Source organism: Ruminococcus turbiniformis, from assembly GCF_020687545.1.
In the GTDB taxonomy this organism is placed as follows: Bacteria; Bacillota; Clostridia; order Lachnospirales; family Lachnospiraceae; genus Mediterraneibacter; species Mediterraneibacter turbiniformis.
Window position 1 is genome coordinate 159,040 of sequence record NZ_JAJEQX010000001.1, and the last position, 23,149, is coordinate 182,188.

A 23,149-nucleotide genomic window follows, 5' to 3' on the forward strand; every position below is an offset into this window, starting at 1 on the left:
AATTACGCAAGCTTCAGCGGGTTAACCTTAACGCCAGGTCCCATTGTAGATGTAAGAGTTACACTCTTAAGGTACTGGCCTTTAACTGCTGCCGGTCTTGCCTTATTGATCGCATCGATAAGCGTCTGGAAGTTGTCCGCTAACTGCTCCTCGGTAAAGGATGCCTTACCGATCGGCACATGGATAATGTTTGTCTTGTCGAGTCTGTACTCGATCTTACCGGCTTTGATATCATTGATCGCTTTTGTCACGTCCATTGTAACTGTTCCGGCTTTCGGGTTCGGCATAAGTCCTTTCGGTCCGAGCACACGTCCGAGACGTCCTACAACGCCCATCATGTCCGGTGTTGCAACAACAACGTCAAAGTCAAGCCATCCCTCGTTCTGGATTCTCGGGATCAGGTCGTCTCCGCCTACGAAGTCAGCACCTGCTGCCTTTGCTTCCTCAGCTTTTGCATCCTTTGCAAATACAAGGATACGAACTTTCTTACCTGTTCCGTGCGGAAGAACTACCGCACCACGGATCTGCTGGTCAGCGTGACGTCCGTCACATCCTGTTCTGATGTGAGCCTCGATTGTCTCGTCAAACTTTGCTACTGCCGCCTTTTTAACTAATGCCACTGCTTCTTCTTTGTCGTAGAGGTTTCCTCTCTCGATCAGTTTTGCAGCTTCGATATATTTCTTTCCTCGTTTCATTTTACAATAACCTCCTTGTGGTAATGGCGGGATCGTGCCCCTCCCACTTGTTTCGTGAATCTACTCTGCTGCCCTGACGGCGTTCTCTTTCCCGAAGCCACCGGATAAGAGAGAACCGAAAGGGAATTGTCCAGTGCTCTATTCCTCTACAACTACTCCCATGGAACGGCATGTTCCGGCTACCATGCTCATGGCTGCCTCAACAGTCGCCGCATTCAGGTCAGGCATCTTCGTCTCAGCGATCTCCTGAAGCTGAGCCTTTGTGATTGTCGCAACTTTGTTCTTGTTCGGCACGCCTGAACCGGACTGGATCTTGCAGGCTTTCTTAATCAGAACTGCAGCCGGCGGTGTCTTTGTGATGAAGCTGAAGCTTCTGTCATTGTAAACTGTGATGACAACCGGGATAATCAGGTCTCCCTGATCTGCTGTTCTTGCATTGAACTGTTTCGTAAACTCAACGATATTTACACCGTGCTGTCCAAGCGCAGGACCAACCGGCGGAGCCGGAGTTGCCTTTCCGGCAGGAATCTGCAATTTGATATAACCTTCTACTTTTTTTGCCATTTCAATTACCTCCTTGTGGTATTGGCGGGGATATTCCCCTCCCACTCATCTTTAATCCATTTTCTTCACTTCTGAAAAACCAAGTTCAACCGGAGTCTCTCGGCCAAACAGCTCGACATTGATAGACAGGCTCTTCTTCTGCTCATTCATGCTCTGAACAACGCCGACAGTGCCTTCCCACGCGCCGCTTAACACAACAACCGTGTCGCCCACGCCAAAGTTGACAATCACATTGTCATGTTTGATACCGAGATTTTCCATCTCACTTTCTTCCAGCGGAACCGGCTTGGATCCCGGTCCGACGAATCCGGTCACACCGCGGGTGTTTCTCACCACGTACCATGTGTCGTCATTCATAATCATATGAATCATAACATATCCCGGAAACATCTTTCGCTGTACGGCTTTCTGGACACCATTCTTAAGCTCCGTTACTTCCTCCATGGGAACGCGGACTTCCAGAATCTGATCTTCCAGATGGCGGTTTTCAATTGTCTTGTCAATGTTCGCCTTCACTTTGTTTTCATACCCTGAATAAGTATGAACTACATACCATTTTGCCTCTGACATAAAATCACCTTTCTGCTGCAGCCTGCTATCTTACCAGCAGCTCAATCCCGTATGTGAGAATCGCGTCAACAACCGCGATCACCGCTCCAAGAATAACCGAGACAACGATAACCGCCGCAGTCTGTCTTGTAAGTGTTTTCCTGTCTGGCCAGATGACCTTCTTAAACTCTGCCTGAAGTCCCTTGAACCAGCTCTTTTTCTGAGTCTTTTCCTTTTCACTCATCGTGTCCACTTCCCTCCGGCGACTACTTTGTTTCCTTGTGCAGTGTGTGTGATTTGCAGAATCTGCAGTACTTCTTGGTCTCCATGCGGTCCGGATGAGCTTTCTTGTCCTTCGTCATGTTGTAGTTACGGTTTTTGCATTCCGTACACTCCAGTGTAATTCTTGTGCGCACAACTTCCACCTCGCTTTTAACATATTCAACTTCGTGTTGCTGATGGCTGCGAACCCATCAAATTTTAGGCATAAAAAAAAGACCTACTTCCATTCGCCGTAGTATTGTACCACGACGTATGGAAGGAAGTCAAGTACTTTAGGTATATTATCTTTAAATCTTCTGATCAGTCTGTTCAGCGCCACCGCTCTTTTTCTTCCGGGTCCTCATCCGCTTCATTCTCCCTTTCTCCTGTCCTTATATCCCGGTGTTTCATTTTCAAATGCTTATACACACTGGCTCTGAACAGCGTATACACAACCGATACAATCGGGATAAAGATTAACATTCCGACAATCCCCATCAGATTTCCTCCGATTGTCACCGCTGCGAGCACCCAGATAGACGGCAGGCCCACGGAGCTCCCAACCACTTTCGGATAGATCAGGTTCCCTTCAATCTGCTGAAGAACGAGGAAAACAATCACGAAAATCAGCGCCTGCAGCGGATTTACCATCAGAATGAGAAACGCTCCCACAATGCATCCGATAAAAGCTCCAAAAATAGGAATCAGTGCGGTAAACGCAATAAGCACGCCCACCAGCAGCGCATACGGCATATTCAGAATACTCATGACAATAAAGAACATTGTCCCCAGAATCAGTGCTTCCACACACTGTCCCGTCAGAAAGCTGGAAAAAGATTTCCCTGTCAGAGAACAGATCTCCAGGCACCACTCCACCCGCGCTTCAGGCAGAAAAGCATACATAACCTTACGCATCTGAACATTTAACTTCTCCTTCTGCAGCAGAACATAAAGCGCAAACACAAAAGCGATCACAAACGTTGTCACTCCGCTTACAATGGAGCCGATCGCAGACATTGTAGAGTTGAACACATTTCCCGCTCCGCTTTGAAACAGCGCCACGGCGCTGTCCATCAGAGTGTCCACGTTCAGATTCAGTCCGTCAAGCCATGCCTGCACTTCTGCGTTGTCCGTAAATAGATCCTCAAGGAACCGCTGGGCTTCCGGAACGAACATGCGGATCGTCCTCCCAAGCGAGATCACCGTCTGCGTCAGTTCAGGAACAACGACAAACATAACAAGAACAATAACCCCGATGACAGCCGCTATCGTCAGCACAAGGCTGACCGGTCTCGCGATACGCTTTGTAATCTTTTTTTCTCTCATCCGCCGGTTCTTAAACAGCTTTTCCTCAAAGAACTTCATGGGCACATTCAGCACAAAAGCGATTCCGCCGCCCAGAAGAAACGGAAAAATAATCCCAAACGCGAATTTTATCCACGAGAAAAGCAGCTCATAGTTCCAGAGTGCAATCAGTATGATAATCGTAAAAACGATCAGTTCCTTTATCTTCCGCATGCCTTCCTTGTCAAGTTTCATAGTTCCTCCTGTCCGCACGCCTAATGACATGTCAATTTACTTCCGCTGCTTTTATAATTTCCCCGTTCTGCCATTCTGATTATAATTTCTTTAAGTTTTTCCGGATATTCCTGTCGGAGAATCGTGGGAAAAAGCACTGTTCTCCTTTCCTGTCTGGTTTGCAGGAAAAGGATCATTTCTTTTTATCTTAACATATCCCTCTGAACTGTCAAAGACATTTGAAAAGAGAAGACGGACTTTATTGACAAACGCAGTTATATCAACTGCAATAATACGTCAAAAAATTCCGTCTTCTCTTCTGTTATTACTCCTGATTCACCGGAAAAATACACCGCTGTCCCGGTGAAGCCCTGTGTGCTGATATCTGTTCAGCCAGTGCTGCTCCCGGCAAATCAATATTTACTTCTCACTGTAGTGATGAGCATCCTCCAGCATCATATCCTTCACCTTCATCAGTCGGATCTGTGTGCTTCGCTCATTCTCATCCAGTTTCATTGTGATATATTTAATGCTTTCTTCCGTTTCCGGAATAATCACATGTTCCAGCGCATTGACACGCCTTCTCGTCTTTTCGATCTCAGCCGCCATAAGCTGGCACGCTTTCTCGATCTCAGCCAGCCGGATCATATCCGGCAGAACGTCTGCCAGCGACTTTACCGCTCCGTCCAGGTCACTGGAAGTAAACGCAAAGCCGTAGGAATAGATATCGTTCTCATCGGCAGTTCTTGTCGTATACTCAAAGGTCGGAATGTCAACACTCATGACATTCTTCTCCCCTGCTTTAAGCTGCACTTCCTGTTTGGGCGCCATCAGAGCCGTATTCAGTGCAGCCTCGGACATACCCGCCTTGGCTATGACGAAATTTCTGTTGGCAGATCCGATGCCCGCTTCTACTTTCTTACGCACTTCCATGTTTTCACGGACAAGATCAAGATACTGACGCATCAGTTCGTCGCGCTTGTCTTTTAAAAGTTTGTGACCGCGGATGGCTGTGATTCTTTTCTTTTTTAGCCTTGTCAGCTCCATCCGGGTCGGATTCACCTGCGTTGCCGCCAAAACGCCACCTCCTTTGATAAATAATCTGAATTATCCGCCCTATGCAGATGACTCCCCCGTGTCTTCCGCAAGTAAACTTGCAAGACACGTGTGAATCATCTGCGCACCGCGGAACTGCTATTCGGCATAGTACATATCCAGATATTTATCGTCGATTCGTTTCAGCTCGGTTCTGGGCAGCATGCGGAGGAGTTTCCAGCCGATATTCAGTGTCTCTTCGATGCTGCGGTCGGTGTTGTATCCCTGGGATACATATTCCTGCTCAAAAGCGTCGGCAAACTTCGCGTACAGCAGGTCAATATCGGTCAGAGCAGCCTCACCCAGGATTACCATCAGCTCTTTCGCGTCTTTTCCTCGTGCATACGCGGCGAAAAGCTGGTTCAGTGTATTGGAGTGATCCGCGCGGGTCTTGCCCTCACCGATTCCCTTATCTTTCAGACGGGACAGGGACGGCAGTACATCGATCGGCGGTGTGATACCTTTTCTGTAGAGTTCACGGCTTAAGATAATCTGCCCCTCTGTGATATATCCGGTCAGGTCCGGGATCGGGTGAGTCTTATCATCCTCAGGCATGGTCAGAATCGGGATCATCGTGATACTTCCCTTCTTCCCGTTCTGCCTTCCGGCTCTCTCATAGATCGTCGCAAGATCCGTGTACATATATCCCGGATAACCGCGGCGGCCCGGCACCTCTTTTCTCGCTGCGGAGACCTCACGCAGGGCGTCCGCGTAGTTTGTGATATCTGTAAGAATGACAAGAACATGCATATCTTTCTCAAATGCAAGGTACTCTGCCGCTGTCAGTGCCATCTTCGGGGTTGCAATACGCTCGATCGCCGGGTCGTTCGCCAGGTTGATGAACAGCACAGTACGATCCAGTGCTCCCGTCTCACGGAAGCTTTCCACGAAGAAGTTTGACTCCTCGAATGTAATACCCATCGCCGCGAACACAACCGCGAAGCTCTCATCCTTTCCAAGCACCTTCGCCTGTCTCGCGATCTGCGCCGCAAGCTGGGCATGGGGCAGACCGGACGCGGAGAAGATCGGCAGCTTCTGGCCGCGGACAAGGGTGTTCAGTCCGTCGATTGCGGACACGCCGGTCTGGATAAACTCCTCCGGGTAGCTTCTCGCTGCCGGATTCATCGGCAGACCGTTGATATCCATACGCTTATCCGGAAGGATCTCCGGCCCGTCATCAATGGGACGTCCCAGACCGTCAAATACCCGGCCGAGCATGTCCTCTGACACGCCCAGCTCCATGCTTCGTCCGAGGAACCGCACCTTGCTGTTGGACAGGTTGATACCCGTAGAGCTCTCGAAAAGCTGTACAAGCACATCGCTTCCGTCTACTTCCAGCACCTTGCAGCGCCTTGTCTCCCCGCTGGCGAGCTCGATTTCGCCCAGCTCATCATATGTCACGCCTTCCACACCGCGCACGAGCATCAGCGGGCCGGCGACTTCCTGTATGGTTCTGTACTCTTTCGGCATTACCGTTCCTCCTTTTCAAAGGCGCCCGCGATCTGTGCGCTCAAATTTTCATCTACTTTCTTAAACTCCTGATCCAGATCCGCTTCTTTTACATACTTGAAACGTCCGATCTGCTCACGCACCGGCATGGAGATCAGCTTCTGCAGAGATGCTCCCTCCGAGAGTGCCTGAACCGCTCTGTCATAGAACGCATTGACAAGCTGCATCATCATATGCTGCTTTTTCAGCGACGTATACGTGTCGATCTCATGGAAGGAGTTCTGGTGAAGGAAGTCCTCACGGATCGATCTTGCCGCCTCCATCTTCAGCCGGTCACCCGGTGACAGGGCGTCCATTCCGACCATCTTTACAATCTCTTCAAGTTCTGCCTCTTCCTGAAGCAGCGTCATCATCTTCTGACGGCCTTCCATCCAGTCCGGCGCCACATTTCCGTTGAACCATTTCTCCATGTCATCCAGATACAGAGAATAGCTGTTCAGCCAGTTGATCGCCGGGAAGTGTCTCTTGTATGCAAGAGCCGAATCCAGTCCCCAGAACACTTTTACAATACGCAGCGTCGCCTGGGATACCGGCTCGGATGTATCTCCACCCGGAGGAGACACGGCCCCGATTACGGAAAGCGCGCCTTCTCTGCCTTCTTTTCCAAGCGAAATCACATGTCCTGCTCTCTCGTAGAACTGTGCCAGACGGCTTCCGAGGTATGCCGGATATCCTTCCTCACCGGGCATCTCTTCCAGACGTCCTGACATCTCACGGAGCGCCTCCGCCCAGCGGGATGTGGAATCCGCCATCAGGGCCACAGAGTAACCCATGTCGCGGAAATATTCCGCAATCGTAATTCCGGTATAGATCGACGCCTCACGGGCTGCCACAGGCATATCCGAAGTGTTTGCGATCAGCACGGTTCTCTGCATCAGAGGCTGGCCGGTCTTCGGGTCTTTCAGTTCCGGGAACTCGTTCAAAACGTCCGTCATCTCGTTTCCGCGCTCGCCGCATCCGATATAAACGACGATATCCGCCTCGGTCCACTTTGCAAGCTGGTGCTGGATTACCGTTTTTCCGCTTCCGAACGGTCCTGGCACTGCGGCCACACCGCCCTTTGCGATCGGGAAGAACGTATCGATTACACGCTGTCCTGTCACAAGAGGCATCTCCGGGGGAAGTTTCTTCTGATACGGACGCCCGCGGCGCACCGGCCACTTCTGCATCAGCGTCAGTTCCTTATCTCCGTCCTCTGTCGCCACAACAGCGACTGTCTCTTCAACGGTAAACTCTCCGCCGCGGATCTCTTTGATCGTTCCTTTTATGCCATAGGGAACCATGATCTTCTGCTGTACGAGAACCGTCTCCTGTACGGTTCCGATCACGTCGCCCGCTTCCACTTCGTCGCCCGCTTTTGCGGTGGGCACAAACTCCCACTTCAGGTCACGCTTTAAGGACGGAACCTCAACACCGCGCTTTAAGTTGTTTCCCGAGATCTTCATAATATCGTCCAACGGTCTCTGGATTCCGTCGTAGATACTTGTGATAAGTCCCGGTCCGAGCTCTACGGACATCGGAACTTCCATGGACTCCACCGGTTCGCCCGGCCCGAGTCCCGACGTCTCCTCATATACCTGAATCGACGCCTCGTCCCCGTGCATCTCGATAATCTCGCCGATCAGACGTTGATTTGACACACGGACTACGTCAAACATATTTGCATCGCGCATTCCCTCTGCGATGACGAGAGGGCCTGCGACCTTTTTAATCACTCCTGTGCTCATTCGTTCACTCCTCCAAACAGAATATCTGATCCGACCGCCTGTTCCACGGTCTTCTTCACGCCTTCCACGCCGGCACCCGTGTTGCCGGATACTCCCGGTATCTGAATCACTGCCGGAAGCGTCCTGCCGCGGAGCATCTCCAGTTCGTCTCCCGCCTCTGCCGCCGCTGCCTCAGTAATATAGATAATCCCGTAGCCGCTCTCAGCAAGACGGCGCAGCTTTTCACGGATCTCATCCCGGGTCTTCACAGGGCAGATGTCGAGGCCCAATGTGGCGAACCCGTAGATGCTGTCGTAGTCGCCGATCACTGCAATCTTATACATACATCTCCCTTATCCTTTCCCGGATCGCATCATCGGAAAAGCCGTTCTGCTTTCCTGTTATGATAATCCGAACTGTCTTGATCTCATTTTCTCTTGCAATCAGATACCCCAGCAGGGGTCCCACAGAAAATGTCTCATATTTCTGAGTCTTCATGGTTTCTGTCATACGGTTATCGCACCAGCGCTCGAAAGCTGACGGGGATTCGCGCAGAGCATCCGCGCCTCCTGCGTAGGATGTTCCTTCCAGATACCTGGCAATCTCATCTGCCCCGGACAGCGCCGCACGGATCAGCTGATCCACGCTTAAGCTGTCGCACTCAGCCATGGCGCTTCTCATAAAGTCTGCGCTTTTCCCGGTCTTCTGAGCCCGGACCGCAATCTTGATATCCGCGATCGCCACTGTCGTGTCTGCATAGCTCTCTATGATCGGTTCCCCCGATCTTTTTCCTGCCGCATACATTGCCTCCAGGGCTGCCCGGTCCACTGTAATGTCGCAGAGCTGCCCGTCTCCGGTGTGAAGAAGGATCTCCAGTGCCTCCTGAGCCGTCCGGCCCATATCGCCCGGAAGTTTTGAGAACTCCCTGTTCTCCACAATCCGCAGCATCTCTCTGCCCGGAATGGAGCAGTCGTCATAGAAGATGCCTTCCCGTCCCGACCGGGTGTAGACTTCCTTCACCGCAGCCTTTAAATTGTGATAGAGCTTCGGATACGACATCACGTCAAAAACGCTCATATCCGGAGCCACATCCCGGATCACCTCCCAGGCCTTCTCCTCCTCGCGCTTTAAGACCGCGTCCATGCTGCTGTCCGCCGACACATCTCCCCAGCCCTTTTCCATCACCGCCTGGAGCACCTGCTCTGCCGTGCCTAAGGATAAGAGCTGCTCGATGAACGCGTCGTTAAACAGGGATACTTCCAGTGCACGAATGCGCGCAACCGCATAAGTATATTTCGTATTACTCAAGTTTAACCCTCCTTACGACTGCGCATTATCCGAACAGAAGCCTGTTCACCTGGTCTGACAGTTCTTCCTTCTTTGAGTCGAATACCGCCTTTATCGTGCAGTTTTCCTCGATGCCGCCGTAGACCAGGACAAATCCGCCGTCTATTTTCCGCGCCTCATCCGAAAGCGCCAGACTTCCGCCCTTTGCCGCGGCGATCTCCTTTATTCTGCCGGCAAACTGCTCCGGCATACGCTCAAGATCCTGCTTCGCGAAACAGATCGTCCCGTCCTGGGGAAGAACATATCTCTCAAGCAGCTTCTCAAGCATCGCAAAATATTTCCCGTCATCCAGATTCATCACCGTATCGTACGCCTCGTCGAGTACACGGCCGATCACTTCCTGTCTGGCTGCAAGAAGCATCTGCTTCCTGCGCATGTCCACAGAGGAGTCCACCCTCTTCGCATACTCGGCGGCGTCTCTCTGAGACCGCTCCAGAATCTTCGAAGCTTCTTTTTCAGCTTCTTCTCTGGCACTCTCCAGAATGGAGTCGGCTTCGGCGTTCGCTTTGGCGATAATCTCGCCGGCGGACTGTTCCGCCTCCTCAAGAATCCGGGCTTTCATTTTATCAAGTCCACTCATTCTTACGCTCTCCTTCTTGGTTGAAATCTCCTTTTGTTTCCTCCTGTCCGGCACATCATCCGCCGTTCTCAGGCTTTTCTTATACCTGGATTCCGTTTACTGCCAGGAAGGAGATCAAAAGAGCCAGAATCGCATATGTCTCAACCATTGCCGGGAAGAGCATGGCCTTACCGAACTGCTCCGGTTTCTTTGCGACAATTCCGATTGCGGATGCAGCTGTTTTTCCCTGTGCAATACCGGAGATAAGACCTACAATACCGATCGGGAGGCATGCTGCCAGAATCAGAAGTCCTGTTGATACGGACACGTCTGCGATTCCTCCGCCCAGAATACCGATCTTGGACAGTGTGATAAATCCGACAAGAAGTCCATACAGTCCCTGTGTACCGGGAAGAAGCTGAATGATCAGAACTTTAGCGAACTTGCTCGGGTCCTCTGTGACAACTCCCGCTGCCGCCTGTCCTGCAATTCCTACTCCAAGAGCCGATCCCGCACCTGCAAACAGCACCGCTACCGCCGCTCCTAACAATGCGTAAACAATTCCTAATTCTCCTGCAATATTCATGATAAAGTTTCCTCCTTAATCTCTGCATATTTTGTATTTTGTTTAAAGGGACTGAACGGCCGTCCGCCGCCCTCGTAAAATTTTCCGAAAAATTCAACAAACTGCAAACGGTTTGTGTGTACGTATGCCCCCAGCAGATTGATCGCCAGGTTCAGAGCATGACCGAAGATGAAAATCACGATAAAGAAGATCACCCCGATCACATTGTTCGGAAGCATGCTTCCCATCTGGTTGATAACCGATGCGATTACTCCGGTCGCAAGGCCCAGCGCCAGAAGACGGGAGTAGGAAAGCACGTCGCTCAACCATCCGGTTATATTGTAAAGATCATAAGCTCCAAGCGCGAGCCTGAGAGCCGGATTTTTGTTCCCTCTGCCGGACATCAGCACAATGCCGATGGCGCCTGCTGCAGCCAGAACCGCTGCCAGTGTGTTGACTGCCGCCGGAAATTCGATTGCCGTCTGTGCGATTGAAGCGAAGATCTCACTCGGAAGGAGCATCAGGATCAGCCCGATAAGGAGCATGAACCAGAGCACTACATCACAGAAGAAATCCATAATCTTTCCGTCCTTTAAGCACAGATATCCTTTTATGCCGAGTCCTACAAACAGATGAATCACACCGAACAGAAGCGAATACACGAGAAGTTTCATCGGGTCATTCAGCGGAATGAACCAGAGCGCCGGAACCGTAACCGTCGTACCGAAAAACTTCTGCGATACGATATCCACAATATTTCCGAAGTACCCTCCGAACAGCACTCCCCACACAAGTGTGGACAGGCCGCAGTAGAAAAACAGCTTCAGCGACTTTTTCATCCCCGGTGACATGTGCGGGAACTTCGCCACCAGGACACCGCACACAATCGCCACGATCGCTCCGTATGCCGCGTCCGAGAGCATCATTCCGAAGAAAAACACATAGAAGAAAGACATAATCGTTGTCGGATCAATCTCTCCCCTGGTCGGAAGTCCGTAGGATTCCACAACGCCTTCCATGTTGGCGGAAAACGGATTGTTCTTCAAAATTACCGGAGGCTCCTCATCCTCTTTGGGCTCCTCCACGTCCACCATACAGTCGTATTTTCCGCTCAGATAGTCTGCCACCTTTGACGCTTCGCACTGCGGAATATATCCGCTGATTACGAAAGTGCGCGCCGACTGCGGAAGCTGGCCGAGCACAGAGTATTTGTCTGCCCTGACCCGGTAGTAGTCCGCCGCGATCTTAAGTTCATCCCTCTTCACCGCAAACGACGCGATCTTTCCGGCGATCTTGTCCGCATTCTCCCTGCAGTCTGCGATCTGCTGCTCCAGCCTGCTCTTTTCTTCTGCCGGAGCCTCGTCCCACGTCTGAGACGGCCTTGCAAATCCTGCGCTGCGGAGCGCGTCCTCTACCGCCGCCGCATCCTCCTGAAAGCAGATCACCGCCAGATAAACCGTGCTCGGTTCCGTTGAGACAATGTAGACTTCCGTCCCTTCAGCCTCCGGGGCCTTCTCTCCAAGCAGCGTGTACACCGACTCCGCTGTCGTTCCTCCCGGCATCGTTCCCGGGAACATGACGGTCCGCTTTGTCCTCATGCTTTTCAGCGGAACATCCAGCGAAAGCCACGGTGCCAGCGCCGCAATGCTGTTCGTCAGCCGGTTGACTGCCGCCAGCTGTTCTGCGTAATCACGGTCAAGGTCCGCGATCGACCTTGCCGTCTTCAAAAGCTCCTGCCGCTGTTCCTGTACTTTCCGCTCCGTCTCGGGATCGATCTGTTTCTTTCCCTCAAGAGAAGCAAACATGGATTTACTCTCCGGTACATATTTCTCCAGGATCTCAAGCGCCTGATCAAGCGATGCCGCCGCTCTCTCAAAGCCCGCTCTCTGGCCGGTCGTGTCCATCCTGTGGAAATCTTCGTCCTCCCCGATCACATGATCTACTTCCAGGACACCCAGGCTCTGCAGTTTCTCCAGGATCGCCTTTCGGTCTTTCTTTAAGGCACAGATGCTGATTCTCTGCATCTTAAGTACCGCCATTGACTTATCCCTCCTTTGCTGTATGACGCCTTATAAGCGCCTTTTTATTTCCTGCATCCCCGCCCGCCTATGCGAGCTGTGAGATCACAAGATCAACTGCCTCTTTCTCTCTTTCCATGGCGGAAGCTTTGAGCGAGCGTATCTCATCTTCCGACTCTGCCAGGGCGTCTGCATCTGCAAGGCTGCCATTTTCCTTTGCTTTCTCCGCCGCCGCAAGAGCCTCAGAGCGCGCGCTGCTGATGATCTTCTCCGAGAGTTCGGATGCCTTCTCTCTTGCCTCCTGGATAATTCTCTCGCTTTCATCGTGCGCATTCTTTACGATTTCATCCGCTTTTTTCTCTGTCTCGCGGATTGCCTGAATCGTCTCTTCTACCATGTTGTCCCCACCACCTTCCTGCTTTTTGTTAGTTTTGCCAACGTTCCCTGCTTCATGCAGGATAAGATTTTAACAAAATCTTAACGAGAGTCTATGCTTATTATATAATACTTCTACAATCATTTCAAAGTATTTATCAATATTTTTGTACGATTTACCATTTTAGCGAAAATCTCCCCTTTCTATGTTTGTCAAAACGCCGAATCCTCTCCCTCCATAACAAAAGGCAAATTGCATAAAAGCGGCATTTGCAGCCGGCCGCCAGGATCCCGGCAGGCCCGGGCTTATGAGCGTCGCCTGTACAAAAAAAGGGAACCGCAGCCGATTCCCTCTTCGTCTTTATTCCTTTGTCTTTGGATGTTTCCAGATCCACAGCGCAGCGATAATTCCTGTTAATTCCATCTGCCTATTCCCACTGCAGCTCATGCAGTTCGCCTTTGAGTTCCATCCCCTGAAATCCGTTCTGGCGCAGCGCCTCGTAAAGTACAATCGCCACGGAATTCGACAGATTCAAAGACCGGCTCTCCCCCACCATCGGGATGCGTACACAGTCGTCCTCATGTTCCACAAGGATCTCCTCCGGAATGCCCGCGCTCTCTTTTCCGAACATGATAAAGCAGTCCGGCTCGTAGGAGACTTCCGTGTAAACTTTCCGTGCTTTTGTCGTTGCCATGTAGATCTTCGCGCCCGGGTTTTTCTCAAGGAAATCCTCATAATCGATGTAGGTTGTCACATCCACGTCTTTCCAGTAGTCCATCCCGGCCCGCTTCAGAGCCTTCTCGCTCAGTTTAAACCCCAGCGGCTCGATCAGGTGAAGCCTCGCCCCCGCCACCATGCACGTTCTCCCGATGTTCCCGGTATTATACGGAATCTCAGGCTCCAAAAGAACAATGTTGAGCATACTATTTCTGTTCCTCTCTTAAGTGTCGGACAAATTTTTCAAGACGCCCCAGCGCTTCTTTGAGCTCCTCCAGCGAATATGCATAGGAGATTCTGATAAATCCTTCTCCGCACTCGCCGAAAGCGTTTCCCGGAACAACGGCCACTTTTTCCTCGTTCAAAAACCTGGTCGCGAACTCCTCGGAAGTCATTCCAAACTCCTGAATACTCGGGAATACATAAAATGCGCCGAACGGCTCAAAGCACTCCAGCCCCATCTTTTCAAACTCACTCATGAGGAAACGCCGTCTCTGGTTGTAAGCCTTTCGCATCTCCTCCACTTCGTCCTCGCAGTTTCTCAGTCCTTCCACAGCCGCGTACTGACTCGTCGTAGGCGCGCACATGATTGCGTACTGATGAAGCTTCGTCATCTGTTCAATAATGCACTCCGGGCCGCAGCAGTATCCGAGACGCCATCCCGTCATGGCAAACCCTTTTGAGAATCCGTTGATTACAATCGTCCGCTCCCTCATTCCCGGAAGGCTTGCAATGGACACATGCTCCGACTGGTACGTCAGTTCGGAATAAATCTCATCCGAAATGACATACAGATCATGATCCCTCACAAACGCGGCCACCGGTTCCAGATCTTTTTCTGTCATAATGGCGCCGGTCGGATTGTTCGGAAACGGCATAACCAGCACCTTTGTCTTCGGGGTCGTGTACTTCTCCAGGTCTTCCACTGTCAGTTTAAACCCGTTTTCATGCTGAAGCGGGATAACGACCGGAACGCCGTCCGCCATGACCGTACAGGGCAGGTAGGATACATAGCTCGGCTGAGGAATCAGAACTTCATCCCCCGGATCAAGCATGCAGCGAAGCCCGATATCGATCGCCTCGCTTCCTCCCACAGTGACAAGCGTCTCCTTCATCGGATCGTAGGACACATGGATCTTGCGGTTCAGATACCGGCAGATCTCTGTCCTCAGCTCCTTCAATCCGGCGTTTGACGTGTAAAATGTCTTTCCCTTTTCCAGAGAAAAGATTCCTTCTTCTCTGATTCTCCACGGCGTGTCAAAATCCGGCTCGCCCACCCCCAGAGAGATGGCGTCTTTCATCTCGTTTGCCACGTCGAAAAATTTGCGGATTCCGGAAGGTTCTATATCTACGATTTTCTTGGATAATGGATTTCTCATTACGGCGTCACCAGCATCCTTTCCGACTCTTTCTTCGTCCCCATAATGGTTCCGTGGTCTTTGTATTTCTTAAGGATAAAGTGGGTTGCCGTGCTGAGCACACCGTCAATGGGCGAAAGTTTTTCGGACACGAAGCGGGACACTTCTTTCAGCGTCTTTCCCTCCAGTGTGACAAGCAGGTCATAGCTTCCCGAAATAAGATACACCGCATACACCTCGGGATAATTATACAGACGCTCCGCAATCCGGTCGAATCCCCGGTCTCTCTGAGGCGTCACGCGCACCTCGATCAGCGCTGTCACCAGCTCAACGCCGGTCTTGTCCCAGTCAATAAGCGTATGATATCCGCAGATAATCCGCTCTTTCTCCATCTCGGCAACCTCGTTTGCCACTTCCGCCTCCTCTGCGCCCATCAGGACAGCCAGTTCTCCCAGGTCTACCCTGCTGTGTTTTTCGAGATATCTGAGAATCTCAAGCCTTAAGGCTTCTTTTCTGTCATTCATTGTATATTACCTCCTAAGATAAATCGTTTTCTTTTTCACTGCCGTCCGGTCATCTGCTTCCGGACTGCCTTTCCGCCAGCCAGCGCACCAGCTCATCCGGAGCCGGCCGGTCAAGATATCTTGTTTCCTCGCCGCTTGAGATCACCCGCGCATTCTGCGCTCTGGCAGTCCCAAGCCTGACGGCTCGCGCCCCCGCCCCGGCAAGGGCGTCTGCCACCTCCGCGGCATGATCCGTCAGGATCAGATAACTGCCCGCCGAGGTGAGCTGATAGGGATTCAGCCTGTAATATTCACAGATCTCCACGGTTTCCTGCCGGAGAGGAATCTGCCGCATGTCGATCTCAAATCCGATTCCGGATATCTCCGCCAGATCCCACAGCGCCGCAAAAACGCCGCCGCTTCCGATATGGCGGACAACGGGACAGGATGAGCCGGCCGGAAAGGCAGCGGCAATCTGGCGCGGTGTCACAAGCTGGTCCGAAAGCGCTCTCGTCTGTTCCAGGAAAGAGGCGACAAATCTTGTCCCGAGCTCCTCTCCTGCCTCATCCACGATCCGCAGCGTTCCTTCCAGTCCCGCATACCCGCAGAGAAGTATCTCCCATCCGTCTCCCGGTTTGCCCTGAACATTCTGCACGCCGCTCAGAGCGGCCGCAGAATTTCTCCCTGCAGCCGACACATTCCCCACAGACCCTGCAGCTCCTGCAGCATCCGCAGACTCTGCAGCTTCCACGGCCCCCGCGGCATCCGCAGTCACCACGATCCCTGACACAGCAGGCAGGACTTCCCCGTGAACCGCAGTCACCTGGGCGCCAATGCGGGCACATGCCTCATCCGCAGCTGCGGCCGCATCCCGGAACACGTCTTCCTCCGCCTCCGGTGAGGCAAGAACAGTCACAGAGACCCCGGTGGGACATACGCCTCTGGCTGCCAGCTCTCCCGCAGCATGCATCACCGCATAAAACCCGGCGTCCGGAGAATCCCCGCAGACTGTTCCTCCCGCCCAGACAAACGCGTCAGCGCCGCCGGCGGATATTCCGGAACAGTTTTCAAGAGGGGACAGCTCATACAGACACTCGCTCCGCTTTGTATGAAGTTGTCTTCTGACAGACCGGTTCCATGCGGTCTGCGTAATCCTGCCAATTCTCATCTGCTCTTCCCTTCCCGGATCACGTTCTTCTCTCTGTCTGACCAGACTTTCCAATCGTCTGCGCAGCACATCTATGCGATATAGGGAAGTACCATGGTCAGCACCATTGCCGCAATCACAAGCAGAATGATGATTGAAATGATACGTCTTACCCTTCTGTCATTAAAGTTCATCACTGTCTCCTCTTTTCATCATTTTTCTCCGGAATTTCGGTGATCTCAAGAACCGACGCATTCCCGGTAAGCGGATCCCGCTTCCTGTAGTCAAAGAGCAGAAGCTTCTCTCCGACGCGTTCAAGATGCGTCATCTTGCGCATCTGTCTCCGGTCGCACTCTTCGTAGCCACTCAGATAATTCCGCTCTTTTTCCTCATTTCTGTAAAAAGCGGCAGCCTCATCGCTGCTCACGCTTTCCGCGCCCAGAAAGTCCGGGCGGTTTTTCACATTATCTCTCAGATACAGGTCCAATGTCAACCATTCTCTGTACAAAGCCGCTTTATCCCCCAGAAAGCGGCTCAGTATTTCGTAGCGCGCAATGCGGGAATGACTGATTTTAAAGAGTCCGTTCTCCTCATAGTAATCCGCGATCGCGCTGTACATTTCAAAGGGCGCGGAAAACTCTTTTTCCAGATGCCGCATTGTATTCTGAAACTGCCCGCTGTTGTAGTATACCTCCACTGTCTCCTCGATTTTTTTCAGCCGGACGATATCCCTGTAGGACATCCATCTTGTGGAAAGCACCTCATAAGGCGGACGTTCCTGACAGACAAGTCCGTATTCCCCGGCCTTTTCATGCATGGGAGATCCCTTGAGCACTTTCAGGAATCCAAGCTGAAGCTGATCCGGCTTCATCGCATAGACCCGGTTGAAAGAACGGGCAAAGCTTTCAAAATCTTCGTACGGAAGCCCTGCGATCAGATCCAGATGCTGATGTACATTCCGCTTCTCCCTGACTGCCTTCACCGTCCGCTCCACCTTTTCCAGATCCATCTTCCTGTTTATCGCCTGAATCGTCTGCCCGTTCGCCGACTGAACGCCGATCTCAAGCTGAATCAGTCCCGGGCGCATGCTCCGGATCAGGCGGATCTCCTCCTCATTTAAAAGGTCCGCCGCGATCTCGAAATGAAAGTTCGTAATCCCCCTGTCATGGTCCCGTATATAGCGCCACACCTCCAGTGCGTGATCGTGTCTGCAGTTGAACGTCCGGTCTACAAATTTCACCTGCGGAACCTCATGGTCAATGAAAAACTGAAGTTCCTTCTTCACCAGCTCCAGATCTCTGAACCGGAGGCATTTATCGACGGACGAGAGACAGTAACTGCACGAAAAAGGACAGCCCCGGCTTGATTCGTAGTAAATGATTCGGTTCCGGAAGTCCTCAATCCTGCTGTACACAAAAGGAATGCTGCTCAGATCAAGCACCGGACGCATCCCGGTTTCCACGATAGTTCCCTCTGCATCCCGGTACACGATTCCCCGGATGGCGGCCAGGGACGGTCCTCCGTCCGATTTCTCTTTTCCCTGAAGGAGCCGGTTATGGTAGTATTCTGCAATCTCCCGAAACGTTTCCTCTCCCTCTCCGCACATAACACCGCTCACACCGGGGTTCTGTTCCAGCATCCGGCGGGCGCTGTACGAAACTTCCGGTCCGCCCAGCCAGATCTTCGTTTCGGGAAGAATTTTCGGCAGTTCTCTGACCAGCTGTTTCACATACGTGATGTTCCAAAGATAACAGGAAAAACAGAGCACATCCGGGGCATGCCCGTACAGATCCATCAGGATCTCGTCCACCGGCTGGTTTACTGTATATTCTGCTATGTCTGTCTCTTGCCCGTACTTTCCCGCATACGCCCGCAGGCTGTATACCGCCAGGTTGGAGTGGATATATTTTGCGTTGACCGCTGCCAAAAGAATCTTCATCGGTATCTTTCTTCTCCTCTTTATGAAACGCAGCGCTTTCCGAAGCGCTTTTGATAAGTCTCCGCCGCTGTTCGCCCGGTAAATTTCCCCTCAGCCGTTGACATTTCCCCAAAAACAATGTAAAATTAAGACTCGTGCAGCCGGGGTGTTAGCGGTACCTTGTACCTGCAATCCGCTATAGCAGGGGTGATATTGCGCAGAGGGCGGCAGCCGGCGGGGCTGCCCCCGGTAAGTGACGTTGATGTCTGGGTCTCACGCGACGGGAACCTGTGAACCGTGTCAGGCCGGGAACGGAGCAGCACTAAGCAGGACCTTCCGGGTGCCGTGAGGGTGCCTGGGCTGAGTTAACTGCCGGGGTAACGTCCGTTGGTCATGCTCGAAGCGCAATGCACGAAAAAAAAGAAAAGAATTCCTTTTTCAGAAATCGCAGGGTTCGCCAAGTCCTGCTTTTTTTATACTCTTCATGCGTTTTCTCTTGTCTCTGAGCTCTCTGAAAAATCCCGTCATAAGCGCACTGCACTCTTCCTCCAGAACTCCTGTCTCAAGCTGAACCTGATGATTAAATTCCTGCATGTTAAGCAGGTTGAGGACGGAACCCGCGCATCCCGCTTTCGGGTTCATGCACCCTACTACCACTCTCGCGACACGCGCCTGCACAATTGCTCCTGCGCACATCTGACACGGCTCCAGCGTTACATACAGCGTACAGTCTTCAAGGCGCCAGTCCCCTGTTTTTTTGCTCGCCTTCTTAATTGCAGAGAGTTCCGCATGTGCAAGAGGGCTTTTTTCCGTATTGCGCCGGTTATATCCTCTGGCGATAATCTTCCCGTCACACACGATCACGCATCCGATCGGGGTTTCCTCAAGACGATACGCCTTCTTTGCCTGCCGTATGGCCTCTCTCATGTATTTTTCATCAGCTTTTCTGAGCTCCCGGCTGCTTTCCGTATTTTCCTCTCTCATGCCAGATCGCTTTCCTTTCATTCCCGTGTTCTTTTTCACTCATACTCTGAATACATTAGACTGAGACAAGACAAGACCAGAGGTAATCTATGAATCCAGGTACTTTCTATCTGTACGAATATCTTCAAAACAAACGGCGGCGCAATGTGGGCTTTATCAAAATATCACGGCACTATCAGTCCTGTCTTCTTCAGATCCGCGCACGAGGAATTCCTGCGGGAAACGGGACTTCTCTTGAACTGTATGCATTCTGCCGCGAACCGGACGGAAGGCTGAACAGAACCCACATCGCATCGCTCAGCTGTTTCGGACACAGTATATCCGAGCGGCTTTCCGTAGCGGAAGCGCATTTTCCGGAAGGGCGCCCTCTGGCGCAGATCGACGGCTTTATCATCCGCCTTCCCGAAAGTGACTGCCCGCTCTTCTGGATGGCCTCGGCATTTTTCTTTGATATAAACACCGACATTCTGCAAGACATCGGCGAAACCCCAGCTCCGGAATCCGCCGCGGAATCCCCTGAGCCGTCAAATTCCGGAAGCGAAACCGCAGACCCCACAGAACCCGCAGAACCGCGTGAGGAAGAATCAGGTGATCCTGTTCAGAGCGATCCCGTTCACGCGGCATCCATTCCGACGGAAGCGGCTCCGGAACGCTCTTCCGGTATCCGAAAGATCCGCCACTCGGATCTCTCCGATCTCCCCCGGAAATTCTGGCAGCTTTCCAGCAACAGTTTTCTGCTGCACGGATACCACAATTACGGCCATCTCGTACTCTTTGAAGAGAACGGCCGCACATGGCTCGGGGTTCCCGGAATCTATGACGAACACGAAGCGCGGGCCGCAGAGCTTTTCGGCTTTCCCCGTTTTGTGCGCTCATGCACCGCAGCTCTCGATCTTGCAGAAAACGAGAGAGACACCTCCAGAGACTTCGGGCACTGGTGCCGCTGCGTAGGCCTGTGCCGCCCCAAATCGCCCTAAGTCACCCTAAATGATTCCGTTCATCTCCTGATAAAGCCGCTTTGCATAGCTGTCCGTCATACCGCAGATATAGTCTGTCACAAGGAGCAGGCGGAGATACAGTTTCTCCGCTTCGCTCCTGCCCTCTGCGCATATCCGGTACGCATTCTTGTAGTTGTCAGAAATAAATGAGACAACCCGCCTGTCGATCGTCCCCTGCTTCTCCCCTGTATCATAGTACAGAACCGCATGTACAAGCCTGTCCATAAGATAGTTCAAAATCGTCGATTCCGCCACTTCCATCCGGTAGATGTCCATCGAAGAGAACACATACCGATACGCCATATCGCCCAGCAGATCCATCAGCTTTTCACCAAATGTACCGTAAAACAGATCTTTCTCCCAGGTTCCCGCCATAATGCTGTCATAATTTGACGTGAATCCAAACGTGGCACAGTTGATCAGAAATCCCTGCGCGCTTACAATCCAGTTTTTCACCGCATAGGAGGCCGGATCGCTTACATTTTTCTGCATTCCTCTCTCATACAGCCTGTGAAGTTTCGTCAGCGGAAGAAAGGCTGATGCCGACTGTGTGCTCTGCTCCCGCTCAAGCGGTGCGAGCTCTTTCTCCAGAGTATAGTAGCTGATATATCCCTTGACAAACGCATCCTCTATGTCGGCAGTCTTATAGGCCAGGTCATCGGCCGCCTCCAGAATAAAAGAAAGCGGATGGCGGCAGTTTCCCGCTCCCGTCTCTTCCGTCACTTTCCGGAAAATCTCCTCATCAGCGAGATAGTATCCCATCTTTTTCTCCCTGATATTCCCGCTCTCCTCGCGGATACCGACAGACGGCACAGGGTATTTTATGATTGTATTAAGCAGTGCGTATGTCAGATTCATCCCGTGCTCATCCACAAGATAATGAAGTTTCGTGACCAGCCTGAGCGCCTGGGCATTTCCTTCAAAATGATAAAAATCCTGTTTCATCTGCTCGTTCAGCATATCTTCCACTTTTCCACCGCGGAAGGTAAGCTTCGGCAGATTCGCCGTAAACCACTCTCTTATGGCCACCTCCCCGAAATGTCCGAAAGGCGGGTTGCCGATGTCATGAATCAGTCCGGCACATTCGAGAATATGGGAGATGTCTTCTTTCATCTGCGGCGTAAAACCGGAATTTCTCCTGTATTTTAATATATTTTCACCGATATTCTGTCCCAGAGACTTTCCCAGCGATGACACTTCCAGCGAATGGGTCAGCCTCGTCCGGATAAAATCACTTTTATCAAGCGGAAACACCTGTGTCTTGTCCTGCAGCCTGCGAAAAGATGCGCTTCCGATTATTCTGTGGTAATCTTTCTCAAACTCGCTCCTTAAATCCGCCGGTTTCTGTCTCCCCGAGCTCTCGCGCTCCCGCTTTTTCGAGAGCAGTTTCTTCCATTCCATCCGCGCTCTCCTTTCTTCTCTGTTCGTCCCGTAGCATATGACTGCCCCGCAGAATACACTGCGGGGCCTTTGTATCTCCTACTATACGTGTCATATTATTTCTCCGGAAAATACTGCCCCGGTCCGCACTGTCCCGGCATCTCCGGTCAGTCCAGATAAATCGGAGGCTCATACGCCTTTCCGAGAAGAGCCTTCTTGCGTTCCTGCAGTCCGAGGAAAGCCCATTCCGTCATATCCGTCCATTTGTGGATGGTGCGGTCGTACACCTGTACATAACCGATTCTCGTCGGATGCATCCTCACACTGTTGGACTGGTACTCCCGTCCGGTGTACGGATTCACCTCTCCGACCACAGTATCTTCCGCGGCGTCATTGTGGGCAATAACAGGTTCAAAGTCACTTTCCGGTTCTGCCGCCGGCTCCTCATACGCTGCTGCAGGCTCTTCTGCGGATTCTTCTGCCATTTCTCCGTCATATCCGTCCAGCTCCCCTGCCGCTTCCTCTCCGGCTTCTTCTGTATACTCCGGTTCCATTCCGTTTTTATATTCCTCAGCCTCTGGCTGCTGTACCGCTTCCGCCTGCTGCTCATTCACCGCCTGACTTGCAGATGCAGCTTCCGTTCCGTTCTTCTCTTCCGGTTCCGTCTCCTGTGCATCACGGCGTTTTCTCCTTAAAAATATACCTCCTGTGTGGAACCAGTCTTTCTTTGGTCTCTCAAGCTCTTTCTTGATCTCCTCCACCGGCTCCCCGGCCTTTGCATTCTCTTCCAGCTCAGCCAGTTCTTTGTGCATGTCGTACAGCTCACCGATTGTCATATCCACTTCTCCGGCGCCGCTCTCCGGCTGTGCAGTCTCCTCTGTCACAGCCGCCTCATATGACTGTGCTTCTTCCGCTGCTTCCTCGTACGGCTGCTCAGCTGCTTCTTCCTCATACGGCTGCTCAGGCTCCTCTGATACGGCCATCTCCTGCGGCTGTGCTGTCGCATCCGCCATATGCACCTTCTGCTGTTCTACAGCTTCCACCCGGACAGCGGCAGCCTTCTCCAATGCTGAAATGCTGCGGTGCTGTGTCTGCATCTCACCCGACATAATGCTCAGATGAAACGGACAGCCCAGAATTTCAGCGATCATGCGCATATCCTGTTCCTGAAAATTATCCCTGCCGAGTCTCTGTGTCAGATTCTGCCTGGACATCTTCTTTCCGGTATTCACTTCAATCAGCTCCGCAAGCTGTTTGATTGTCATTCCTTTTCTGCCAAGGATGATTTTAACCTGCTCCCCAAATGTCAAATCTTCCATGTTCTTCATTCTTCCTCCTTATGTAATTTTAAATTCCCCTCCCGGCTGCAGAACATCCGTGCT

24 protein-coding genes and 1 other RNA gene are annotated in these 23,149 nt (G+C 51.9%); 2 read left to right on the forward strand and 23 right to left on the reverse strand.

From position 1 onward, the window contains the following. Positions 1-2: 2 nt before the first annotated feature. The 20 genes from rplA to LKD70_RS00860 all read right to left on the reverse strand — a co-directional run bounded on the left by rplA (position 3) and on the right by LKD70_RS00860 (position 18,426). Positions 3-695, reverse strand: coding sequence for a 50S ribosomal protein L1 (gene rplA, locus LKD70_RS00765; protein WP_227706149.1), 693 nt, complete (start codon positions 693-695; stop codon positions 3-5). Positions 696-833: 138 nt separating this feature from the next. Next, positions 834-1,259, reverse strand: coding sequence for a 50S ribosomal protein L11 (gene rplK, locus LKD70_RS00770; protein ID WP_227706150.1), 426 nt, complete (start codon positions 1,257-1,259; stop codon positions 834-836). A gap of 51 nt (positions 1,260-1,310) precedes the next feature. Further along, on the reverse strand, positions 1,311-1,829 hold the full coding sequence (nusG, locus tag LKD70_RS00775; RefSeq protein WP_227706151.1) for a transcription termination/antitermination protein NusG: 519 nt from the start codon (positions 1,827-1,829) through the stop codon (positions 1,311-1,313). A 25-nt stretch (positions 1,830-1,854) separates the two neighbouring features. Beyond that, complete coding sequence (secE, locus tag LKD70_RS00780; RefSeq protein WP_227706152.1) at positions 1,855-2,052, reverse strand: preprotein translocase subunit SecE; 198 nt, start codon at positions 2,050-2,052, stop codon at positions 1,855-1,857. A gap of 22 nt (positions 2,053-2,074) precedes the next feature. Continuing rightward, positions 2,075-2,224: a 50S ribosomal protein L33 gene (rpmG, locus tag LKD70_RS00785; RefSeq protein ID WP_009321242.1), complete on the reverse strand. Its 150-nt coding sequence runs from the start codon at positions 2,222-2,224 to the stop codon at positions 2,075-2,077. A 175-nt stretch (positions 2,225-2,399) separates the two neighbouring features. Further along, positions 2,400-3,608 carry an AI-2E family transporter gene (locus LKD70_RS00790; protein ID WP_227706153.1) on the reverse strand — a complete coding sequence of 403 codons (1,209 nt, stop codon included), beginning with the start codon at positions 3,606-3,608 and terminating at the stop codon, positions 2,400-2,402. A gap of 399 nt (positions 3,609-4,007) precedes the next feature. Further along, the gene (locus LKD70_RS00795) at positions 4,008-4,664 is read right to left on the reverse strand and encodes a V-type ATP synthase subunit D (protein ID WP_227706154.1); all 657 of its coding nucleotides are present in this window, start codon (positions 4,662-4,664) and stop codon (positions 4,008-4,010) included. A gap of 117 nt (positions 4,665-4,781) precedes the next feature. Next, on the reverse strand, positions 4,782-6,152 hold the full coding sequence (locus tag LKD70_RS00800; RefSeq protein ID WP_227706155.1) for a V-type ATP synthase subunit B: 1,371 nt from the start codon (positions 6,150-6,152) through the stop codon (positions 4,782-4,784). Beyond that, positions 6,152-7,918, reverse strand: coding sequence for a V-type ATP synthase subunit A (locus tag LKD70_RS00805; protein ID WP_227706156.1), 1,767 nt, complete (start codon positions 7,916-7,918; stop codon positions 6,152-6,154). Before LKD70_RS00805 ends, LKD70_RS00800 begins: the two co-directional genes overlap by 1 nt. Continuing rightward, positions 7,915-8,241, reverse strand: coding sequence for a V-type ATP synthase subunit F (locus LKD70_RS00810; protein WP_227706157.1), 327 nt, complete (start codon positions 8,239-8,241; stop codon positions 7,915-7,917). The genes LKD70_RS00805 and LKD70_RS00810 overlap by 4 nt, the downstream gene beginning before the upstream one ends. Then, a complete protein-coding gene (locus LKD70_RS00815; RefSeq protein ID WP_227706158.1) occupies positions 8,234-9,205 on the reverse strand; it encodes a V0D/AC39 family V-type ATPase subunit in 972 nt (323 codons plus the stop codon). Before LKD70_RS00815 ends, LKD70_RS00810 begins: the two co-directional genes overlap by 8 nt. 25 nt (positions 9,206-9,230) lie before the next feature. Further along, entirely contained in the window at positions 9,231-9,824 is a 594-nt protein-coding gene (locus LKD70_RS00820; protein ID WP_227706159.1) for a V-type ATP synthase subunit E, read from the reverse strand. A 79-nt stretch (positions 9,825-9,903) separates the two neighbouring features. Continuing rightward, the gene (locus LKD70_RS00825; RefSeq protein ID WP_227706160.1) at positions 9,904-10,389 is read right to left on the reverse strand and encodes a V-type ATP synthase subunit K; all 486 of its coding nucleotides are present in this window, start codon (positions 10,387-10,389) and stop codon (positions 9,904-9,906) included. Beyond that, positions 10,386-12,407 (reverse strand): V-type ATP synthase subunit I, encoded by a 2,022-nt coding sequence (locus LKD70_RS00830; RefSeq protein WP_227706161.1) that lies wholly within the window; start codon positions 12,405-12,407, stop codon positions 10,386-10,388. The genes LKD70_RS00825 and LKD70_RS00830 overlap by 4 nt, the downstream gene beginning before the upstream one ends. A 67-nt stretch (positions 12,408-12,474) precedes the next feature. Then, entirely contained in the window at positions 12,475-12,783 is a 309-nt protein-coding gene (locus LKD70_RS00835; RefSeq protein WP_227706162.1) for a hypothetical protein, read from the reverse strand. Between the two features lie 406 nt (positions 12,784-13,189). Then, positions 13,190-13,684 (reverse strand): tRNA (cytidine(34)-2'-O)-methyltransferase, encoded by a 495-nt coding sequence (locus LKD70_RS00840; protein WP_227706163.1) that lies wholly within the window; start codon positions 13,682-13,684, stop codon positions 13,190-13,192. Position 13,685: 1 nt separating this feature from the next. Beyond that, positions 13,686-14,858 carry an aminotransferase class I/II-fold pyridoxal phosphate-dependent enzyme gene (locus LKD70_RS00845; protein WP_227706164.1) on the reverse strand — a complete coding sequence of 391 codons (1,173 nt, stop codon included), beginning with the start codon at positions 14,856-14,858 and terminating at the stop codon, positions 13,686-13,688. Beyond that, positions 14,858-15,361 carry an Lrp/AsnC family transcriptional regulator gene (locus tag LKD70_RS00850; RefSeq protein WP_227706165.1) on the reverse strand — a complete coding sequence of 168 codons (504 nt, stop codon included), beginning with the start codon at positions 15,359-15,361 and terminating at the stop codon, positions 14,858-14,860. Before LKD70_RS00850 ends, LKD70_RS00845 begins: the two co-directional genes overlap by 1 nt. A 49-nt stretch (positions 15,362-15,410) precedes the next feature. Then, positions 15,411-16,508 carry an AIR synthase-related protein gene (locus tag LKD70_RS00855; RefSeq protein WP_227706166.1) on the reverse strand — a complete coding sequence of 366 codons (1,098 nt, stop codon included), beginning with the start codon at positions 16,506-16,508 and terminating at the stop codon, positions 15,411-15,413. Between the two features lie 172 nt (positions 16,509-16,680). Continuing rightward, the gene (locus LKD70_RS00860; RefSeq protein ID WP_227706167.1) at positions 16,681-18,426 is read right to left on the reverse strand and encodes a B12-binding domain-containing radical SAM protein; all 1,746 of its coding nucleotides are present in this window, start codon (positions 18,424-18,426) and stop codon (positions 16,681-16,683) included. Between the two features lie 132 nt (positions 18,427-18,558). Between LKD70_RS00860 and ffs the strand changes: the two genes are divergently transcribed. After that, an RNA gene (gene ffs, locus LKD70_RS00865) (signal recognition particle sRNA large type) lies at positions 18,559-18,820 on the forward strand. 23 nt (positions 18,821-18,843) lie between these two features. Here the strand turns inward: ffs and tadA are convergent. After that, entirely contained in the window at positions 18,844-19,389 is a 546-nt protein-coding gene (gene tadA / locus LKD70_RS00870) for a tRNA adenosine(34) deaminase TadA (protein WP_227706168.1), read from the reverse strand. 89 nt (positions 19,390-19,478) lie between these two features. Between tadA and LKD70_RS00875 the strand changes: the two genes are divergently transcribed. Continuing rightward, on the forward strand, positions 19,479-20,366 hold the full coding sequence (locus LKD70_RS00875) for a DUF6128 domain-containing protein (RefSeq protein ID WP_227706169.1): 888 nt from the start codon (positions 19,479-19,481) through the stop codon (positions 20,364-20,366). Positions 20,367-20,372: 6 nt separating this feature from the next. Here the strand turns inward: LKD70_RS00875 and LKD70_RS00880 are convergent, their stop codons facing one another. Beyond that, a complete protein-coding gene (locus LKD70_RS00880; RefSeq protein ID WP_227706170.1) occupies positions 20,373-21,788 on the reverse strand; it encodes a deoxyguanosinetriphosphate triphosphohydrolase in 1,416 nt (471 codons plus the stop codon). 146 nt (positions 21,789-21,934) lie between these two features. Beyond that, positions 21,935-23,095 (reverse strand): hypothetical protein, encoded by a 1,161-nt coding sequence (locus LKD70_RS00885; RefSeq protein WP_227706171.1) that lies wholly within the window; start codon positions 23,093-23,095, stop codon positions 21,935-21,937. Positions 23,096-23,149: the final 54 nt, after the last annotated feature.

What these genes read in the sequence shown, in the direction of transcription:
- tadA (WP_227706168.1), bottom strand. Translation starts at nt 19,389, where the DNA reads ATGAGAGAGGAAAATACGGAAAGCAGCCGGGAGCTCAGAAAAGCTGAT.
- secE (WP_227706152.1), bottom strand. Translation starts at nt 2,052, where the DNA reads ATGAGTGAAAAGGAAAAGACTCAGAAAAAGAGCTGGTTCAAGGGACTT.
- LKD70_RS00850 (WP_227706165.1), bottom strand. Translation starts at nt 15,361, where the DNA reads ATGAATGACAGAAAAGAAGCCTTAAGGCTTGAGATTCTCAGATATCTC.
- LKD70_RS00875 (WP_227706169.1), top strand. Translation starts at nt 19,479, where the DNA reads ATGAATCCAGGTACTTTCTATCTGTACGAATATCTTCAAAACAAACGG.
- LKD70_RS00845 (WP_227706164.1), bottom strand. Translation starts at nt 14,858, where the DNA reads ATGAGAAATCCATTATCCAAGAAAATCGTAGATATAGAACCTTCCGGA.
- LKD70_RS00810 (WP_227706157.1), bottom strand. Translation starts at nt 8,241, where the DNA reads ATGTATAAGATTGCAGTGATCGGCGACTACGACAGCATCTACGGGTTC.
- LKD70_RS00825 (WP_227706160.1), bottom strand. Translation starts at nt 10,389, where the DNA reads ATGAATATTGCAGGAGAATTAGGAATTGTTTACGCATTGTTAGGAGCG.
- rplK (WP_227706150.1), bottom strand. Translation starts at nt 1,259, where the DNA reads ATGGCAAAAAAAGTAGAAGGTTATATCAAATTGCAGATTCCTGCCGGA.
- LKD70_RS00830 (WP_227706161.1), bottom strand. Translation starts at nt 12,407, where the DNA reads ATGGCGGTACTTAAGATGCAGAGAATCAGCATCTGTGCCTTAAAGAAA.
- LKD70_RS00885 (WP_227706171.1), bottom strand. Translation starts at nt 23,095, where the DNA reads ATGAAGAACATGGAAGATTTGACATTTGGGGAGCAGGTTAAAATCATC.
- LKD70_RS00840 (WP_227706163.1), bottom strand. Translation starts at nt 13,684, where the DNA reads ATGCTCAACATTGTTCTTTTGGAGCCTGAGATTCCGTATAATACCGGG.
- nusG (WP_227706151.1), bottom strand. Translation starts at nt 1,829, where the DNA reads ATGTCAGAGGCAAAATGGTATGTAGTTCATACTTATTCAGGGTATGAA.
- LKD70_RS00800 (WP_227706155.1), bottom strand. Translation starts at nt 6,152, where the DNA reads ATGCCGAAAGAGTACAGAACCATACAGGAAGTCGCCGGCCCGCTGATG.
- LKD70_RS00880 (WP_227706170.1), bottom strand. Translation starts at nt 21,788, where the DNA reads ATGGAATGGAAGAAACTGCTCTCGAAAAAGCGGGAGCGCGAGAGCTCG.
- LKD70_RS00835 (WP_227706162.1), bottom strand. Translation starts at nt 12,783, where the DNA reads ATGGTAGAAGAGACGATTCAGGCAATCCGCGAGACAGAGAAAAAAGCG.
- rplA (WP_227706149.1), bottom strand. Translation starts at nt 695, where the DNA reads ATGAAACGAGGAAAGAAATATATCGAAGCTGCAAAACTGATCGAGAGA.
- LKD70_RS00855 (WP_227706166.1), bottom strand. Translation starts at nt 16,508, where the DNA reads ATGAGAATTGGCAGGATTACGCAGACCGCATGGAACCGGTCTGTCAGA.
- LKD70_RS00790 (WP_227706153.1), bottom strand. Translation starts at nt 3,608, where the DNA reads ATGAAACTTGACAAGGAAGGCATGCGGAAGATAAAGGAACTGATCGTT.
- LKD70_RS00820 (WP_227706159.1), bottom strand. Translation starts at nt 9,824, where the DNA reads ATGAGTGGACTTGATAAAATGAAAGCCCGGATTCTTGAGGAGGCGGAA.
- LKD70_RS00860 (WP_227706167.1), bottom strand. Translation starts at nt 18,426, where the DNA reads ATGAAGATTCTTTTGGCAGCGGTCAACGCAAAATATATCCACTCCAAC.
- LKD70_RS00805 (WP_227706156.1), bottom strand. Translation starts at nt 7,918, where the DNA reads ATGAGCACAGGAGTGATTAAAAAGGTCGCAGGCCCTCTCGTCATCGCA.